The following is a 16329-nucleotide window of genomic DNA, read 5'->3' on the forward strand; positions in this document are numbered from 1 at the left end:
CGCCCGGGGGCGGGCGCGGTCCGCCCTTGGGGGGGGAAGGACCAGAAATGACGGCGCTGGGGGACGGGCCCACGTTGCTGTACGACACCGGGTCGCCGGTGCCGGGACCGGGAGGAATCCCGGTCACCTACGAGCAGTTCGCCACGGGAAGCCTGCCGGTCTTCGGCGCCGGCGTCGAGGCGCTGCCGGTGCCTCGGCTGAGCTCCGGGCTCAAACTGCACGGGGAGTACCAGGGTTCGGGTTTCACCGAGCCGAAGTACATCGCGCGCCGCGGAGACGGCCAGGTCGTGCAGCTGTCACGGCTGCTGTACCTGGTCGCCTCCGCGATCGACGGCGTGAACGACATCGAGACCATCTCGCACCGGGTCAGCGCCCGCTACGGCCGTGAGCTCAGCGCCGACAACGTGCGTTTCCTGGTCGAGGAGAAACTCGACCCGCTCGGCGTCACCGTGCCGGAGGGCAAGGGGGAGGACGAGGTCTCCGCGCCGCGCTCCGACCTGCTCCTCGCCCTCAAGGGGCACCGGATCATCTTCAACGAGCGCAGGGCCGGCCGGATCGCCCGCTCGCTGGCCTGGCTGCACCGCCCCACGGTGGTCGTGCTGATGCTGGCGGCGGCCGTGGCCATGGACGTCTGGCTGTTCGGCTTCTTCGGCGCGGTGGAACCCGTGCTCCAGGTCCTCGACCAGCCGCTCCTGATGCTCGTCGTGTTCGCGCTCACCGTGGCCTCGCTGGTCTTCCACGAGTTCGGCCACGCCTCGGCGTGCAGATACGGGGGCGCACGGCCGGGCTGCATCGGCTGCGGACTCTTCCTCATCTGGCCGTCCATGTACACCGACGTGACGGACATCTACCGGATCGGCCGGGCCGGACGGCTCCGTACCGACCTGGGCGGGGTGTACTTCAACGTCGTGTTCATGCTCGGGATGGCGGGCGCGTACTTCGCCACCGGGCAGCAGTTCTTCCTGGCCGCGGTCTATCTCGGGCACTTCGAGATCCTGGAGCAGCTGATGCCGGCCGTCCGGCTGGACGGCTACTACATCCTGGGTGACCTGGCCGGCGTCCCGGACCTCTACGGCAAGATCAAACCGATTCTGCTCAGCACGGTGCCGGGCCGGCGCGGCAAGGCGGCGCGCGCCGAGGTCGTCGGGCTCAAGAAGTCGTCCCGGACCATCATCACCACCTGGGTCCTCACCATGGTCCCGCTGCTGATCGGCGAGCTCGGGTACGCGCTGTGGAACCTGCCGCGGATCGTCGCGACGATGGTCCGCTCGCTCACCGACCAGGTCGTGGGAACCGGGGACGCCTTCGCGGGCGGTCAGGTCGCCGCGGCCCTGATGGGCGTCATCGGCTGCTTCATGCTGCTGTGCCCGATGGTCGGCGTGATCTATCTGTCGCTCAAGCTGGGCGGCCGGGTCTTCCGCGCCGCGAAACGCTCGACGGCGGACAAGCCCACGCTACGGGTGGGGCTGTGCGCGCTGGCACTGCTGGGCCTCGGCACGCTGAGCTACGCGTGGGTGTCCGGTGTGACACCGGAGCCGCTGCCGAAGCGTCCGCCGATCGCGCCGATCCTCCAGCCCGGCGTGTCCACGGCCGAGCCGCCCGCCCGGCACGCCAGCGTGCCCCGGCCGCACACGTCCCCGTCCGACACCTCGGCGGCCCAGCCGTCCGGTGCCGCGTCCCCCGGCTCCACGGCCACCACCACGCCGAGCGTGTCGTCCTCGCCAAGCCCGGACGCCTCGGCCTCCACGTCACCCGGCGCCTCCCCGTCCAAGAAGCCCACCACACCGGCCGGCGGTCCGGGCACGACGGGTTCCGCCTCGGCCGGTCCGCCCGCCGGTCCGTCCGAGCCGCCCGCATCGTCGCCGTCCGCCCCGTCGTCCGCACCGGCGCCCACGACGGATCCGCCGACGCCGACCGAATCCGTCAGCGCGACCGGCGCACCGAGCCCGGCCACCCCGTGACCGCCCTCGGCGATCACCGCCCGGTGGCCGTCGTCCCGACGAACCACGACCGCAGGAGACCCATGTGAGTACCCATCCGAACACGCACCGCAAGCCTCGCCCAGTCGGCCGGAGCCTCTCCCAACGAGCCATGCGCATAGGCCTGTTCGCGGCCGGCGCGGCCGGTATCGCCACCGCCGTCCCGGCCCAGGCCGCGACCGCGGCGGCGGGCGCCGTCGCCCGGCATGCCGTCGCGGAGGACCACACCTTCAGTCACGCCGACCGGGCGCATCCGACCCAGGTCAAGGACTCTTTCACCGTGCGGCAGCTCGGCACGGCGAAAGCCGTGGGCGTGCGCAACCAGGCCAACGCGGCCTCCGTCGGCTGCTCGGTCGACGCGCACTGCCGGTCGGTCGCGCTGTCCTTCCAGATCGTCACGCTGGCGGGCCAGAACACCCACCTGAACGCGGTGAACCTCAGCGACGCGGCCAACGAGCACTGCGACGGCTGCCAAACCCTCGCCGGTGCCTACCAGTTCGTGGTGTCCACCGCCCGTCCGTTCACCCTGGACGCCACCGCGCAGCGCAAGCTCACCGACATCCACCGCAGGCTGGACGACCTGACCCGGTCCAAGATCCCGGCCACCGACCTCAAGACGAAGGTCGATTCACTGGCCGCGGAGGTCACCGACGTCCTGCACGACGCGGTGGCAGGCGCGCCGAAGGCCCCGGACGCGCCCGCCGTCGCGGTCCACCGTCACCTGGACGGCTGGCCCGGCCACTGACCCAACGGCCACCGTGAAGGGGTACGGCGTCACCGACCGGCAGGTGACGCCGTACCCGCGCGCCTGGCTCAGCCGGCCGTGCGCCCTGCCACCAGCCACTTCGACGGCAGCTCGATCCGCCCGCCGTCGGGCGTGAACTCGGTGGTCACCAGCGGCAGTTCACCGCTCGCGAGGACGGTCAGGCCCGCTGCGCGAAGGTAGTCGGGGACCGCGTCGTCGGACACCTCACCGGGCGCGATGCCGTGCCGGAAGACGGGGGCCAGCTTGGCCGGCGGTCCGTCCGAGCTCTGGGCCAGGCCCATCAGGACCGGCCGGGCGGCTTCGGAGAGTTCCACGAGAAAGACCCGGCCGCGCTCCCCCACCAGGGTGGCGAGACCGTCCACCAGCGGCTGGCGGTCGTCCGGCTCGCACTGGTGGAGCACACCCCGCATATAGACGTTGGCGTCACCCAGCTCCGCGTGCAGGGTCTGTGCCTCGGTCTTCTCGGCCGCGTCGAGCAGCCGGTACGTCGCCTGGCCCGCGGGATCGGCGAGACGGGCGTGCTCGAGCGCGGCGGGCGCGAGGTCGGCGCCGAGCACATGCCGGAAGCGGTCGGCCAGAAAGCGGGTCTGGGTGCCGTTGCCGCAGCCCAGGTCCACGACCGGCAGATCGTGAGCCGACAGGTACGGCTCGAAGAGGGCGAGATGGACGCCGGCGGTCAGTGCGGGGTCCGCATCCCAGAAGACGGCTCCCTGCTCCTCGGGAGCCTCGCGCCAGAAGCCCTCCCAGGCCTCCCTGTACCGACGTGTCACGCTCATGCCCGCTCCCCAGGTCGCCACCGTGGCCCGCCGAGGGTGGCGGGCGAGATCGGTCTATCGCGCCCGGCGTGCGGCGACAAGCATGAGGCACATTCCCGCGCGGTTCATTTCGATCCGTGTACGCCGATACGCGCCCCGGGTCGGCGCCTCGGCAGGGTCAGTTCGAACCACACGGTCTTGCCGGCGCTGGTGCGGCTCGCGCCCCACTCGCGGGCCAGCGTGCTCACGACACGCAGACCCCGGCCGGACTCGTCGTCGGGGCCCGCGCTGAGCAGCGTCGGCAGGGTGTGGTCGTCGTCGGCGACCTCGCACATCAGGGTGTCGCCGCGCACGAGCCGCAGTTCGATGTGGCGGCTGTGCGCGTGCCGTACGGCGTTGGTCACCAGCTCGCTGACCATCGACTCGGCGGGGTCGGCCAGCCGGGCCAGGCCCCAGTCGTGGAGCTGTTCGCGGACCACGGCGCGGGCCCGGCCGGCCTCGACCGGGTCGAGTGAGAGCCGCCACTCGGCGACGTCCTCGGGTTCGATGCCGCCCAGCCGGGCCATCAGCAGCGCCACGTCGTCCTTGCGGCCGCCGCGGGTGTTGAGGGCACGGATGATCGTGTCGCAGGCGTCGTCCATGGACGCGGCCGGGTGGGCGGCGGACTCGCAGAGCGTGGCGAGGCCGACGCCGATGTCCTCGCCGCGCACCTCGACCAGTCCGTCGGTGCACATCACGAGCCGGTCGCCGGGCGCCACCGGCACACGTACCGCCTCGAAGGGCACGCCGCCGACCCCGATGGGCGCGCCGGTCGGCAGGTCCAGCAGCTCGCTGTGGCCGTCCGCGGCACGGACCAGGACGGGCGGGATGTGGCCCGCGTTGGCGATCCGCAGCTCGCCGGCGATGGGGTCGTAGACCGCGTACAGACAGGTCGCGAGGTAGTGCTCGCCGAGCCGCTGGGCCAGATCGTCGAGGCTGCGCAGGAGTTGGGCGGGCGGCAGGTCGAGCGCCGCCATCGTCTGTACCGCCGTACGCAACTGGCCCATCATCGCGGCGGAGTTGAGGCCGTGGCCCATCACGTCGCCGACAACGAGGGCGGTGCGGGAGCCGGGCAGCTTCACCGAGTCGAACCAGTCGCCGCCGACGCGTCCCAACAGGGTGCCGGGCAGATAGCGGGTGGCGATGTCACAGCCGGCCATGCGGGGCGCGATGTGCGGCAGCATGCTGTCCTGGAGGGTCTCGGCGACGCTCTCCTGGTAGGTGTACATGCGCGCGTTGTCGAGGACGAGGCCCGCACGGGCCGCGAGTTCGGCGCCGGTGACCCGGTCCATGTCGTTGAACTCGACGCGCTCGGGGTGACGCAGCAGGATCATGAACCCGAGGACCACGTTGCGGGCCTTCAGGGGCACGACCAGCATCGAGCGGTTGGTGATCAGCGGCCTGATGTCGCGCTTCTCGAACTGCGCGGCGATCATGTGCCCCATCTGCTCGCTGATACGCGGCACGAGGACGGGATCGCCGGTGGTCATGCACTGGAAGAACGGTGTGTGCGCGGGGAACGGCATGGCCTCGCCGACCGGCACGACGTCGTCCCAGCGGCCCGGCTCGTCGGTGTGCTCGATGGCGACGCGGTGCCACATGGTGGTCGTGTCGGGCACACCGTCGGGGAAGCCCTCACCGGCGATGACCTGTTCGCGCAGATAGGTGCCCGCCACGTCCGTGAAGCGCGGCACCACGGCCCGGCTGACTTCGAGGATCGTCTGCGCGAGGTCGAGCGAGGTGCCTATGCGCCCGCTGACCTCGTTGAGGAACTCCAGGCGTTCGCGGACGGCGACGTACTCGAGGTCCTCGCCCTCCTCGTCCTGGAGCTCCTGCGGCAGGGGCTCGCCCATGGCCGTCGCGCGCGCCGCGCGCTCACGGCGTGCCTTGCGTTCGGCGCGCCGGGGCACACCCCAGTCGGGAGTCACCGGGACCCGGTCGCTCTGGCTGAACTCCAGGACGGGGTAACCCAGTTCGAGTACCTGGGAGACGATACGGGCACCCTCGCCCACGCTCATGCTGGGCAGGATCTCGGGCAGTCTGCGGGCCAGTTCCTCGGCGCCGGGGAAGTCGGTGTGCAGCGCGAAGCCGGGCGCGATCCGCTCGATCGCCAGCTCTTCGTCCTCGTGGCGCAGCGCGTCCGCGTCGGCGGCGAGCACGAGCAGCCGCTCCGGTCCGGGGCCGATCAGCGGGTACGCCCACCACAGGACGTCCACGCGATCCCGCTCGGGCACGGTGAGCCGGGCGCGCCCGGCGGCCGGGTAGGAGAACCGTCCGTCGATGGAGGACTCCAGGCCTGGGCCGAGTCCGTCGTACGCCGCGTACGCCCCGTAGGGCGCGGTCTCGTCCTCTTCGGGGAGCGCACCGGCGACGGGGAGCAGGTCGACGGCGGGGCGGCCCACCGCGTCCTCCTTGGGTACGCCGAACTGTCGCCGGGCGCCCGTGCTCCAGTGGGACACCAGTCCGTCGCGGTCGACGACGACCACGGCCAGCGGGATACGTCCGGCGTCGGTGTGTTCCACCACGCCGTTCCCAGCTCCGCGGCTGAGAGGTGCGCCCACTTCGGTGCCACTTTCCGTGCCGCTTGCTGTGCCGCTCTCCATGGCCGAGGCCCCTTCTCCCCACGGCTCCGCAAGATCTGTGCCGCCTTCACTACCGTACGGCTGCGGCCCGTCGCGATGTGTGGCAATACGGGAATTGACCTTCCCAGGGGGCGGCTCCGGCGCACGGCCGCCTCCGGGAAGGTTCCCGCGGCGGCCGTTCAGTCTTCGTGGCCGAGCTGCAGATCCCGCTCCGTGCGCCCCCCACCGGCCACTTGGAGCACGGTGGCCACTGGCGGGTAGCCCGCCGCGATGACGGTGTACTCACCGGAGGAGAGGTCGACGAACCGGAACGTCCCGTCCGCGCGGGTGGTGAGTGTGTCCACCACGTTGCCCGCGGCGTCCAGGAGCGTCACACGCGCGTCCTCGACGGGTCGGCCGCCGCCTGCCCGCACGGTGCCGCGCAGGACGGCGCCGCCCGCGAGTTCTACGTCCTGGCGGGTCTCGCGGGAGGCCTGCACGCTGACGGGGAGGGCGGCCGGGCGGAACGCGGGCGCACTGGCGGCGAGGGTGTACTCGCCCGCCACCAGCTCCGTGATGACATAGCCGCCTTCGCGTCCGCTGCGGGTGGTGGCCACGACCTCCCCGTGGACGTTGGTGAGCGTGACGGTGGCGTCGCGCACGGGAGTGCCGTCCGCGGTCAGCACGCTGCCGGCGAGGCGTCCGGCGCCGCCGAGGACGACGTCCAGTTCCACAGGGCGCTCGCCGATCGTCACCGAGACGGCCTGCGGCTGGTGGCCGCCGGCCGCGGCGATCAGGACGTACGACCCCGATCCGGGCGTGGACAGCGCGTACCGCCCGTCCTCGCCGCTGGCGCCCCGTCCGATCTGCTGTCCGGCGATGTCGATGAGGGTGAGCGCGGCGCGCGGCACGACGGTCCCGTCGGGGTGCTGCACGGTGCCGCAGACGGGGATTCCCGCGGCGTAGGACGAACGGGCCTGCGGGATCGGGGCGTTCACCGGTGCGGTTGCCGGGTCGGCGGTGGGGGCGTTGTGGGACACCAGCGGTTTCTCCTTGAGGAAGCAGGCGATCAGTAGGCCCAGGACGAGCACGGGGACGAGGTAGAGGAAGATCCGCGGCATGGCGTCCGCGTAGGCACGGATGTAGTCGTCGCGCAGGGCCCCGGGCAGGGAGTGGACGAGTTGCGGGGTGATGGAATCGGGGTCCGGCAGGCCGGTGCCCGTGTGCGCGGGCAGGCGGTCGGCGAGCGCGTCCGAGAGCCGGTGGGCGAACAGCGTGCCGAAGATGGCGGCGCCGACGCTGCCGCCGATCTGCCGGAAGTAGTTGTTGGCGCTGGTCGCGGTGCCGAGGTCGGCGGGGCGCACGGAGTTCTGCACGGCGAGGACCAGGACCGGCATCACCATGCCGATGCCCGCGCCGAGGACGGCCATCCAGATGCTGTACTGCAGGCGGGGCGTGTCGACTTCGAGCCGGGACAGCAGCCACATGCCGAGCGCCGACAGGGCGCTGCCGAGGACCGGATAGATCTTGTAGCGGCCGGTGCGGCTGATGAGCTGTCCGCAGACGACGGAGGCGCCGACGATGCCGCCCATCATGGGGAGCATCAGGAGTCCGGACTCGGTGGCGCTGGCCCCGTCGACCATCTGCAGGAAGGTCGGCAGATAACTGGCCGCCCCGAAGAGGGCGACGCCGATGACGAGCCCCACCAGTGCGGTGATGTTGAAGACGCCGTCCCTGAACAGCCGTGGCGGGATGAGGGGTTCGGTGGCGAAGCGCTCGGCGACGAAGAAGAGGACGGTCGCGACGAGCGCGCCCGCGCCGAGCCCCATGATGACCCGTGAGCCCCAGGCGTACTCGGTGCCGCCCCAGCTGGTCAGCAGGACGAGGCAGGTCGACGCGGCGGCCAGCAGCAGCACACCGAGTACGTCCACACGTCCGCGCGCGGTCGGCCTGGGCAGCTTCAGCACGACGGTGACGACGGCCAGGGTGAGCAGGCCGAAGGGCACGTTGATGTAGAAGCACCAACGCCAGGAGATGTGGTCGGTGAAGTAGCCGCCCAGGAGGGGCCCGGCGACCGAGGCGAGGCCGAAGGCGGCACCGATCAGGCCCATGAAGCGGCCGCGCTCGCGGGGCGGCACGATGTCCGCGATGATCGCCTGTACGCCGATCATGAGGCCGCCCGCACCGACGCCCTGGATCGCCCGGAAGGCGATCAGCTGGTCCATGCTCTGGGCGCGCCCCGAGCATGCCGAACCGGCCACGAAGACGACGATCGCGAACTGGAAGACGCCCTTGCGTCCGAAGAGGTCGCCGAGCTTGCCGTAGACGGGGAGTCCAACGGTGGAGGTGAGCAGATAGGCGGTGATCGCCCAGGACATTCTGTCCAGGCCGTGCAGCTCACCGACGATCTTCGGGAGCGCGGTGGCCACGATCATCTGGTCGAGGGCGGCGAGCAGCAGCGCGGACATGAGCCCGACGAAGACCAGCCGCACCCGACGCGGGCTCAGCCGTGCGGTCCCGGGGGCGGGTGGAGGGGAGTGCCGCGGGGGCGCGGCAGCCGGCTCGTCCTGCACCAGAGTGATCCCGCCCACGTACCGCTCCCCTCGTCGCGCCCACCGCACAATTCCCGCTTATCGCGACAACTGTGAGCAAGCGCGACGAGTTACGGCGTACCGCCGCGTCGCGAGGAGTTCCACTCGAACCGGTGAGGGTGGCAACGCGCCCCGGAGAGTTGCCTCTTGGGCCAAGCGGCCGTCAAAGAGGCGTGTGCCCGGGCTACTTCTGCGTCTCGGTGGCGAGCTTGTCGAGCACCAGGTCGTAGATCCTGCCGAGGCCCTTGGGCGCGAAGGTCTTCTCGAAGAAGCCGCCGATGCCGCCCGCGCCGTCCCAGACGGTGGTGACGACGACGCGGGACTTGCCCTCGCCGGCCGGGGTGACCCGCCAGGTGGTGACCATGGAGGAGTTGCGGTCCTTCTCGACGAGCTCACCGTCGGTGGGCTCGGTGACCTCGAGCAGGCAGTCGCGCACGCGCTTGCTGGTGGCCTGGAGCTTCCAGTGGACGAGGGTGCCCTCGCCGTCGCCGCCCTCGCGCACCTCGTACTCGCTGAAGTGCTCGGGCAGCAGCTTCGCGCGCGTGCCGCTGTAGTCGGCCAGGGCGTCGAACACCGCCTCCGCGTCCGCCGCGATGACCCGCTCCGTCGTGGCCTCGACCTGCGCCATTGCACTTCCTCCAGCACTTGGTGACTCGGGGTGTGCGGCAAGCCAACCACCAGGCGGCCCGACCCCCCAAATCGGGGCCTCCACGGGGCACGGAAAGGGGTCCCGCCGAGGCGCGGGAGGGGTGCTCCGACGTGCGCGGAAAACCGGGTCGCACGATCAAGGGAACATGTGTTCTATTCTGTGGTCAGTGCTACCGAGGAGGCGTCATGCGCTGGGACAACCTCACAGCGGACCCCGCCGGGGACCGCGCCCGGGACGCCGCGCTGTTCGGCGCGGACGCGGTCACCACCCGTACGTTCGACAGCCCGGAGTTCCGTGGTGTCACGTTCCACGAGATCCGGGCCCGCTCGATCGTGAACCGGGTACCGGGGGCCTCACGCATGCCCTTCGAGTGGACGGTCAACCCCTATCGGGGCTGCACACACGCGTGTGTGTACTGCTTCGCGCGCAAGACCCACAGCTATCTGGACCTCGACACGGGACTCGACTTCGACTCCCAGATCGTGGTGAAGGTCAACGCGCCGGAGCTGCTGCGCCGCCAGCTCGGCTCGCGCCGCTGGCAGGGCGAGCACATCGCGATGGGCACCAACGTCGACTGCTACCAGCGGGCCGAGGGCCGCTACCGGCTGATGCCCGGCATCATCGCGGCCCTGCGCGACCACGCGAACCCCTTCTCGATCCTGACGAAGGGCACGCTGATCCTGCGCGACCTCGACCTCCTGAAGCAGGCCTCCGAGGTCACCGACGTCGGGATCTCGGTGTCCGTGGGCTTCACCGACTCCCGGCTGTGGCGCACCGTCGAGCCGGGCACCCCGGCCCCGGAGCGCCGCCTCGACGCCGTGCGCACCCTCACGGACCACGGCATCGACTGCGGGGTCCTGATGGCCCCCGTGATCCCCTTCCTCGGCGACAGCCCGGCCCAACTGCGGGACACCGTACGGGCGATAGCGGCCTCCGGGGCCACCTCGGTGACCCCGCTCGTGCTGCATCTGCGGCCCGGCGCCCGCGAGTGGTTCATGGCCTGGCTGGAGCACCACCACCCGTATCTCGTACGGCGTTACGAGCGGCTGTACGCGGAGGGCGCGTACGCCCCGAAGTGGTACCAGCGCCGGATCACCCGTCAGGTCCACGAGCTGGCCCAGGAGTACGGCATCGGTCCCACGCGCGCGGGGATGCCCCGCAGGATCACCGCACCTGCCGAGCCCGACGGGCCCATGGCGCCCGCCATGCCGCAACCGACCCAGCTCACCCTGCTCTGACCACGGCGAACGGCCGTCGACCAGACCGTTCCTGACGGCATCCGGGCGCATCACACGGCTCAATTGGGTCAAGACTTTCCAGAACGAGTTCTTCCGAGGCCCCTTTCCGGGACGATGCGGCGAAGGCCGTGGCGTGCACGGCTCAAAATCCTCCGTCCTCGGGAGGCTCTGTGAAGAAACGCGCAGCTGCTCTGTGCGGGGCGGCCGCCGTACTGGCCGGGATGATCACCTCGATCCCCGCCGACGCGAGCGCCGGTTCCGCGACCGCACCGCGCACCACCCTCACCACCGCGAAACCCACCTGGAAGAAGTGCGGGACCAGCAGCCATCCGACGCTCCAATGCGCGTCCCTGAAGGTGCCGCTGAACCACTCCAAGCCCCACGGCCGGCAGATCACCCTCGCCCTCTCACGCGTCCCGCACACCGCGAAGACGTACCAGGGACCGCTGCTGGTGAACCCTGGCGGTCCCGGCGGCAGCGGGCTCTCACTGGCCGGTTTCGTCGCCTCCTCACTGCCGAAGGCGGTGGCGGCGCAGTACGACGTCATCGGCTTCGACCCGCGCGGTGTCGGCGCCAGCAAGCCCGCGCTGGACTGCAGGCCCGGGTACTTCAACCCGGTGCGTCCGGACTCCGTGCCCAGCACCCCCGCGATCGAGAAGGCCAACCTCGACCGCGCCAAGTCCTTCGTGAAGGCGTGCGGCAAGAAGTACGCCGACCTGCTGCCGTACATCGACACGGTGAGCGCGGTCCGGGACATGGACTCGATCCGTGCCGCGCTCGGCGCCAAGAAGATCAACTACTTCGGTTACTCGTACGGCACCTACCTGGGCGCCGTGTACGCGAAGCTCTACCCGCAGCGCGTACGCCGGCTGGTCCTCGACTCCATCGTCGACCCGAGCGGTGTCTGGTACGAGGACAACATCGGCCAGGACTACGCCTTCAACGACCGCCACCAGGCGTTCATGGCGTGGGTCGCCAAGCACGACGCGACCTACAAGCTCGGCACGGATCCGGCCAAGGTCGAGGCCAAGTGGTACGCCATGCGGGGGGCGCTCGCCAAGAACCCCGCGGGCAAGAAGGTGGGCGCCTCCGAACTCGAGGACACCTTCATCCCGGGCGGCTACTACAACGGCTACTGGCCCTCCCTCGCCCAGGCGTTCGCGGCCTACGTGAACGACAAGAAGACGGCCCCGCTCGTCGCGGCCTACGAGAACCTCGGCGCCATCGACGCCTCCGGCGACAACGGCTACAGCATCTACACCGCGGTGCAGTGCCGTGACGCGTCCTGGCCGCGCGACTGGAACCAGTGGCGCAAGGACAACTGGGCGGTGTACGACAAGGCGCCGTTCATGGCCTGGAGCAACGCCTGGTACAACGCGCCGTGCGCGTTCTGGCCGACGAAGACTCTGCGGCCGGTGAACATCGCCAACAAGGCGCTGCCGCCGACGCTGCTCTTCCAGGCCACGAACGACGCGGCCACTCCCTATCAGGGGGGCGTGACGGTCCATCACGCACTGCGCGGCTCCAGCCTGGTGGTCGAGCAGGGCGGCGGGAACCACGGCATCACGCTGAGCGGGAACGCCTGCCTGGACAAGTACCTGGCGGCGTATCTCACCAACGGCAAGGTGCCGCACGGCAGCGGTGTGGCCGACGCGGTGTGCAAGAAGCTGCCGGACCCGGAGCCGCAGAGCACGAAGGCGGCGTTGTCCCCCGCCTCGGACGGTGCGGCCACGGGAGGCGCGACGCTGCACAAGCTGCTCGGCTCCCGCGGCTGAGCACGCCTTGACGGCCCGTCGGGGGCGTTGTCGGACCCATGGTCCACCATGGACGCATGAGTGAGCTGACCCGCATTCCCGCCCCCGACGGGGTCGCCCCCGCCGCCGCGTACTCGCATGTCGTCCTCGGTACGGGCCGCTTCGTCGCGGTCTCCGGGCAGCTCGCCCTGGACGAGGACGGCAAGCTCGTCGGCGCGGGCGACCCGGCGGCGCAGGCCCGCCAGGTGTTCGAGAACCTGCGCCGCTGTCTGGCCGCCGCCGGGGCGACCTTCGACGACGTCGTCAAACTCACCTTCTTCGTCACGGACATGGCCCACATGCCGGCCGTCCGCGCGGCCCGCGACGCCCACATACGCGCGGACCACCTCCCGGCCGCGTCGGCGGTCCAGGTCGCCGCGCTGATCCGCCCCGAGTTCCTGATGGAGATCGAGGCGTACGCGGTGGTGGGCGAGTGAGCGCGGTCCCGGTCCGGATCCGGGAGATGGTCCTCTCGGACTGCGACCGGGTGGCCGAGATCCGTGTCCGCGGCTGGCAGACCGCGTACCGGGGGCTGATGCCCGCGTCTTACCTCGCCGCACTCAGCGTGGCTGAGGACGCGGCCCGGCGGCGCGAGCGTTTCGGCCGGGGCGGCGCAGTGATCGTGAATCTGGTCGCGGAGCGGGACGGCGAGGTGGTCGGCTGGGCCTGTCACGGCCCGTACCGGGACGACGAAGCCCGCGGCGACGGCGTGGGCTCGGCCGAGTTGTACGCGATCTACGTCGATCCCGAGCGGGTCGGGGCCGGAGTGGGCCGCGCGCTCCTCAGGGAATCGCTCGCCCGCTGCACCGCCACGGGGCACGCGCGGATGCTGCTGTGGGTGCTCAAGGGGAACACGAGGGCGCGTCGGTTCTACGAAGGGGCCGGGTTCGGTCCCGACGGCGCCGAGGAGCCGTTCGAGGTGGACGGTGTCGCGGTGCCCGAGGTCCGGTACGCCCGCACCCTCACGTACCCGGGCCCCGGCACCGGGGCGCGGCGGTAACGCGGGAACATCTTTGCGGTTCGGACCGCTCCCGCGTGGACGCCGCGGACTAGGCTCGTAGGGCTCGGTCTGGAGCGCGACGGCACGGTGAGCACGGTCGACGAGGCGCTGCGGGAGGCGACCCGTCGGCCGCCCGCCGTGTCACCCGGGCAGTCGGGCCAGCGCGTGCACCGCCGCCTCGGCGAGTGCCGGATGGGCGAGCGCCTCGTTCAGGACGGGGCTCGCGCGTACGTCGCCCAGGGTCCCGAGCCCCTCCACACAGGCCAGGGCGACTCTGCGGTAGGGGTCATGGGGGCGCAGCCTGCGCCCCAGGGTGGTGATCAGCGCCGGTACGGCCTCGGGGGCGCGCAGCTCGACCAGGAGCCGGACGGGATGGAGCGCGTAGGCGACGCGCAGTTCGTTGGTGGCGAGCGCGGCCGCCGCGCGGGCCGTGCGCGGATCGCCGAGCCGGGCGAGCGCGTGCGCCGCGGAGGCGCAGCGCTGCGGGTCGCGGTGGTTCAGCAACAGGACGAGTGCCTCGAAGGCCCGCCGGTCCCCGGCGAGTCCGAGCCGGAAGGCGACCAACTCCCGCGCCCACAAGGGCTGTCCGGGCGCGGTCAGCGCGGCCGCCAGCACATCCGGGTCCTCGGCCGTCACGAGCCGCTCGTACGTCGACGACGCCCCGGCCTCGCTCCGTAAACGCTCCGTGAGTGATCGCAACTCTTCGTTCATAACGCCGAGCCTAGGCGCGGCATTATGGGTCCGGGACGTACATCACAAAGTCGGGGGGGGGCTGGCGCGCTCGTTACCCGCGGGTTAAGCTCAGACGAGCGAGTTACCCACTCGTGTCTTGCTTGCGGTGGCCTGGTGACGCAGCCGCCGTGAGAGCAGTCGGTTCGGTACCTCAGGTACCTCAGTACGACACGGCTCCGGGACAGGGCCGGTCGGCTTCACCGTTCCCCGGGTGCGCCCTCACGGGCACCCCCCTTCGGACGGCACCGAGCCTGTGCGCTCGTCAGCCCGGCAACACCCGCACTCTCCGCACTCCGTGCGCCTCTCGGGCGTACCTGCGTGCGCTCCTCAGTCGTCACCCTCTTCCTGGAGTCCCGCGATGGCAACTCCCCTGTCCGACACCCCTCTGTCCCCGCTCAAGACCGTTGCCGTCGTCGGCCTCGGCACGATGGGCACCGGCATCGCCGAGGTCCTCGTCCGGGCCGGCCGCGAGGTCATCGGCATCGACATCAGTGAGGCCGCGGCCGCCCAGGCCGTCTCCGCCCTCGAAGCCTCCACCGCCCGCGGTGTGCGACGCGAGCGCCTCAGCGAGCAGGAGCGCGCCGACGCCCTGGCCCGCTTCCGCACCTTCACCGACCTCGCGGCCGCCGCCGACGCCGATCTGGTCATCGAGGTGACCCCGGAGTCGTACGACATCAAGCAGCAGGTCTTCCGCGCGCTGGACGGCATCGTGCGCCCGGACACCATCCTGGCCACCGGCACCAACGCCCTCTCGGTGACGCGCCTGGCCGCCGACTCGGCCCGCCCCGAGCGCGTCCTCGGCCTGCACTTCTTCAACCCGGCGCCCGCGATGAAGCTGGTCGAGGTCGTCTCCTCGGTGCTCACCGCACCCACGGCCGTCTCCGCGGTCACCAACCTCGCGCTCGACCTCGGCAAGGAGCCCGTCGCGGTCGGCGACCGGCCCGGTTTCGTCGCCGACGGGCTGCTGTTCGGCTACCTCAACCAGGCCGCCGCGATGTACGAGGCCAAGTACGCCTCCCGCGAGGACATCGACGCCGCGATGAAGCTCGGCTGCGGACTGCCCATGGGCCCGCTCGCGCTGCTCGACCTGATCGGCGTCGACACCGCGCGTACGGTCCTGGAGGCCATGTACGCCGAGTCCCGCGACCGGCTGCACGCCCCCGCGCCCATCCTCAAGCAGCTCAGCGAGGCGGGCCTGACCGGCCGCAAGTCGGGGCGCGGCTTCTACTCCTACGAAGCGCCCGGCAGCGCGACGGTCGTGCGGGACGCGCTGACTCCCCTCTCCGGCGGCCCCGAGGCCCCCGGCCGGACGATCCGCTCCGTCGGCGTCGCGGGCTCCGGGACCATGGCCTCCGGCATCGCCGAGGTCTTCGCGAAGGCCGGGTACGAGGTCGTCCTCGCCGCCCGCACCGAGGAGAAGGCACAGGCCGCCAAGGCCCGCATCGGCAAGTCCCTGGCCCGCTCGGTCGACAAGGGCCGGATGACCGCCGAGGCCGCCGCGAGCACCCTGGACCTGGTCGTCCCGGCGGGCTCCTACGACGCCTTCGCCGACGTCGATCTCGCGCTGGAGGCGGTGGCCGAGGACCTGGAGGTCAAGCAGCAGCTGTTCGGGGTGTTCGACAAGGTCTGCAAGCCCGGCGCGATCCTCGCCACGACCACCTCCTCGCTGCCCGTCGTCGCCTGCGCCCGTGCCACCTCACGCCCCCAGGACGTGATCGGCATGCACTTCTTCAACCCGGCCCCGGCGATGAAGCTGGTCGAGGTGGTCCGGACCGTCCTGACCGCGGACGACGTGCACGCCACGGTCCGCGAGCTGTGCGGGAAGATCCGCAAGCACCCGGTGGACTGCGGGGACCGGGCCGGTTTCATCGTGAACGCGCTGCTCTTCCCGTACCTGAACAACGCGATCAAGATGGTCCAGGAGCACTACGCCTCCCTGGACGACATCGACGCCGCGATGAGGCTGGGCGGCGGCTACCCGATGGGGCCGTTCGAGCTCCTCGACGTCGTCGGTCTGGACGTCTCGCTCGCCATCGAGAAGGTGCTGCACCGCGAGTTCCGCGACCCGGGTCTCGCCCCGGCGCCGCTCCTGGAGCACCTGGTGGCCGCGGGCTGCCTCGGCCGCAAGACGGGCCGCGGCTTCCGCGAATATGCCCGCCGCTGAGCGTCCCGGCGACCGGCTGCACGACACCGCCGACTGGGGCGGACTGCTCGGCCCGGCCGCAG

Annotated in this window: 12 protein-coding genes; 7 read left to right on the forward strand and 5 right to left on the reverse strand. The window is 71.4% G+C overall.

Annotation, left to right across the window (positions count from 1 at the left end):
• The first annotated feature begins 47 nt into the window (after positions 1 to 47).
• Both OG819_RS44405 and OG819_RS44410 read left to right on the forward strand, forming a co-directional pair.
• Positions 48 to 1961, forward strand: a complete 1914-nt coding sequence (locus OG819_RS44405) for a hypothetical protein (protein ID WP_266655064.1) — start codon at positions 48 to 50, stop codon at positions 1959 to 1961.
• Between the two features lie 64 nt (positions 1962 to 2025).
• Complete coding sequence (locus OG819_RS44410; RefSeq protein ID WP_266655066.1) at positions 2026 to 2724, forward strand: hypothetical protein; 699 nt, start codon at positions 2026 to 2028, stop codon at positions 2722 to 2724.
• 68 nt (positions 2725 to 2792) lie between these two features.
• On the opposite strand, the gene OG819_RS44415 is transcribed toward OG819_RS44410, so the two are convergent.
• From OG819_RS44415 to OG819_RS44430, 4 genes are all read right to left on the reverse strand, one after another.
• Complete coding sequence (locus OG819_RS44415; protein WP_266655068.1) at positions 2793 to 3521, reverse strand: class I SAM-dependent methyltransferase; 729 nt, start codon at positions 3519 to 3521, stop codon at positions 2793 to 2795.
• A 104-nt stretch (positions 3522 to 3625) separates the two neighbouring features.
• Positions 3626 to 6142, reverse strand: a complete 2517-nt coding sequence (locus tag OG819_RS44420; RefSeq protein WP_266655070.1) for a SpoIIE family protein phosphatase — start codon at positions 6140 to 6142, stop codon at positions 3626 to 3628.
• Positions 6143 to 6300: 158 nt separating this feature from the next.
• Positions 6301 to 8691: an MFS transporter gene (locus OG819_RS44425; RefSeq protein ID WP_266655076.1), complete on the reverse strand. Its 2391-nt coding sequence runs from the start codon at positions 8689 to 8691 to the stop codon at positions 6301 to 6303.
• 184 nt (positions 8692 to 8875) lie between these two features.
• Positions 8876 to 9319 (reverse strand): SRPBCC family protein, encoded by a 444-nt coding sequence (locus OG819_RS44430; protein WP_054230290.1) that lies wholly within the window; start codon positions 9317 to 9319, stop codon positions 8876 to 8878.
• Positions 9320 to 9525: 206 nt separating this feature from the next.
• On the opposite strand from OG819_RS44430, the gene OG819_RS44435 reads away from it, so the two are divergent.
• From OG819_RS44435 to OG819_RS44450, 4 genes are all read left to right on the forward strand, one after another.
• Positions 9526 to 10578 carry an Rv2578c family radical SAM protein gene (locus OG819_RS44435; RefSeq protein WP_266655079.1) on the forward strand — a complete coding sequence of 351 codons (1053 nt, stop codon included), beginning with the start codon at positions 9526 to 9528 and terminating at the stop codon, positions 10576 to 10578.
• Positions 10579 to 10748: 170 nt separating this feature from the next.
• The gene (locus OG819_RS44440) at positions 10749 to 12353 is read left to right on the forward strand and encodes an alpha/beta hydrolase (protein WP_266655081.1); all 1605 of its coding nucleotides are present in this window, start codon (positions 10749 to 10751) and stop codon (positions 12351 to 12353) included.
• Between the two features lie 56 nt (positions 12354 to 12409).
• Entirely contained in the window at positions 12410 to 12808 is a 399-nt protein-coding gene (locus OG819_RS44445; protein ID WP_266655083.1) for a RidA family protein, read from the forward strand.
• 26 nt (positions 12809 to 12834) lie between these two features.
• Positions 12835 to 13371, forward strand: coding sequence for a GNAT family N-acetyltransferase (locus tag OG819_RS44450; RefSeq protein WP_266655573.1), 537 nt, complete (start codon positions 12835 to 12837; stop codon positions 13369 to 13371).
• A gap of 141 nt (positions 13372 to 13512) precedes the next feature.
• Here the strand turns inward: OG819_RS44450 and OG819_RS44455 are convergent, their stop codons facing one another.
• Positions 13513 to 14082 (reverse strand): adenylosuccinate lyase, encoded by a 570-nt coding sequence (locus OG819_RS44455; protein ID WP_266655085.1) that lies wholly within the window; start codon positions 14080 to 14082, stop codon positions 13513 to 13515.
• Between the two features lie 379 nt (positions 14083 to 14461).
• On the opposite strand from OG819_RS44455, the gene OG819_RS44460 reads away from it, so the two are divergent.
• A complete protein-coding gene (locus OG819_RS44460; protein WP_266655087.1) occupies positions 14462 to 16267 on the forward strand; it encodes a 3-hydroxyacyl-CoA dehydrogenase family protein in 1806 nt (601 codons plus the stop codon).
• Positions 16268 to 16329 lie beyond the last annotated feature (62 nt).

It is taken from the genome of Streptomyces sp. NBC_01549, assembly GCF_026339955.1.
Classification (GTDB): Bacteria; Actinomycetota; Actinomycetes; order Streptomycetales; family Streptomycetaceae; genus Streptomyces.

Bases quoted from the DNA above. Each gene is read 5' to 3' on its own strand.
- OG819_RS44405 (WP_266655064.1), top strand. From the start codon at position 48: ATGACGGCGCTGGGGGACGGGCCCACGTTGCTGTACGACACCGGGTCG.
- OG819_RS44415 (WP_266655068.1), bottom strand. From the start codon at position 3,521: ATGAGCGTGACACGTCGGTACAGGGAGGCCTGGGAGGGCTTCTGGCGC.
- OG819_RS44420 (WP_266655070.1), bottom strand. From the start codon at position 6,142: ATGGAGAGCGGCACAGCAAGCGGCACGGAAAGTGGCACCGAAGTGGGC.
- OG819_RS44430 (WP_054230290.1), bottom strand. From the start codon at position 9,319: ATGGCGCAGGTCGAGGCCACGACGGAGCGGGTCATCGCGGCGGACGCG.
- OG819_RS44435 (WP_266655079.1), top strand. From the start codon at position 9,526: ATGCGCTGGGACAACCTCACAGCGGACCCCGCCGGGGACCGCGCCCGG.
- OG819_RS44445 (WP_266655083.1), top strand. From the start codon at position 12,410: ATGAGTGAGCTGACCCGCATTCCCGCCCCCGACGGGGTCGCCCCCGCC.
- OG819_RS44450 (WP_266655573.1), top strand. From the start codon at position 12,835: ATGGTCCTCTCGGACTGCGACCGGGTGGCCGAGATCCGTGTCCGCGGC.
- OG819_RS44455 (WP_266655085.1), bottom strand. From the start codon at position 14,082: ATGAACGAAGAGTTGCGATCACTCACGGAGCGTTTACGGAGCGAGGCC.
- OG819_RS44460 (WP_266655087.1), top strand. From the start codon at position 14,462: ATGGCAACTCCCCTGTCCGACACCCCTCTGTCCCCGCTCAAGACCGTT.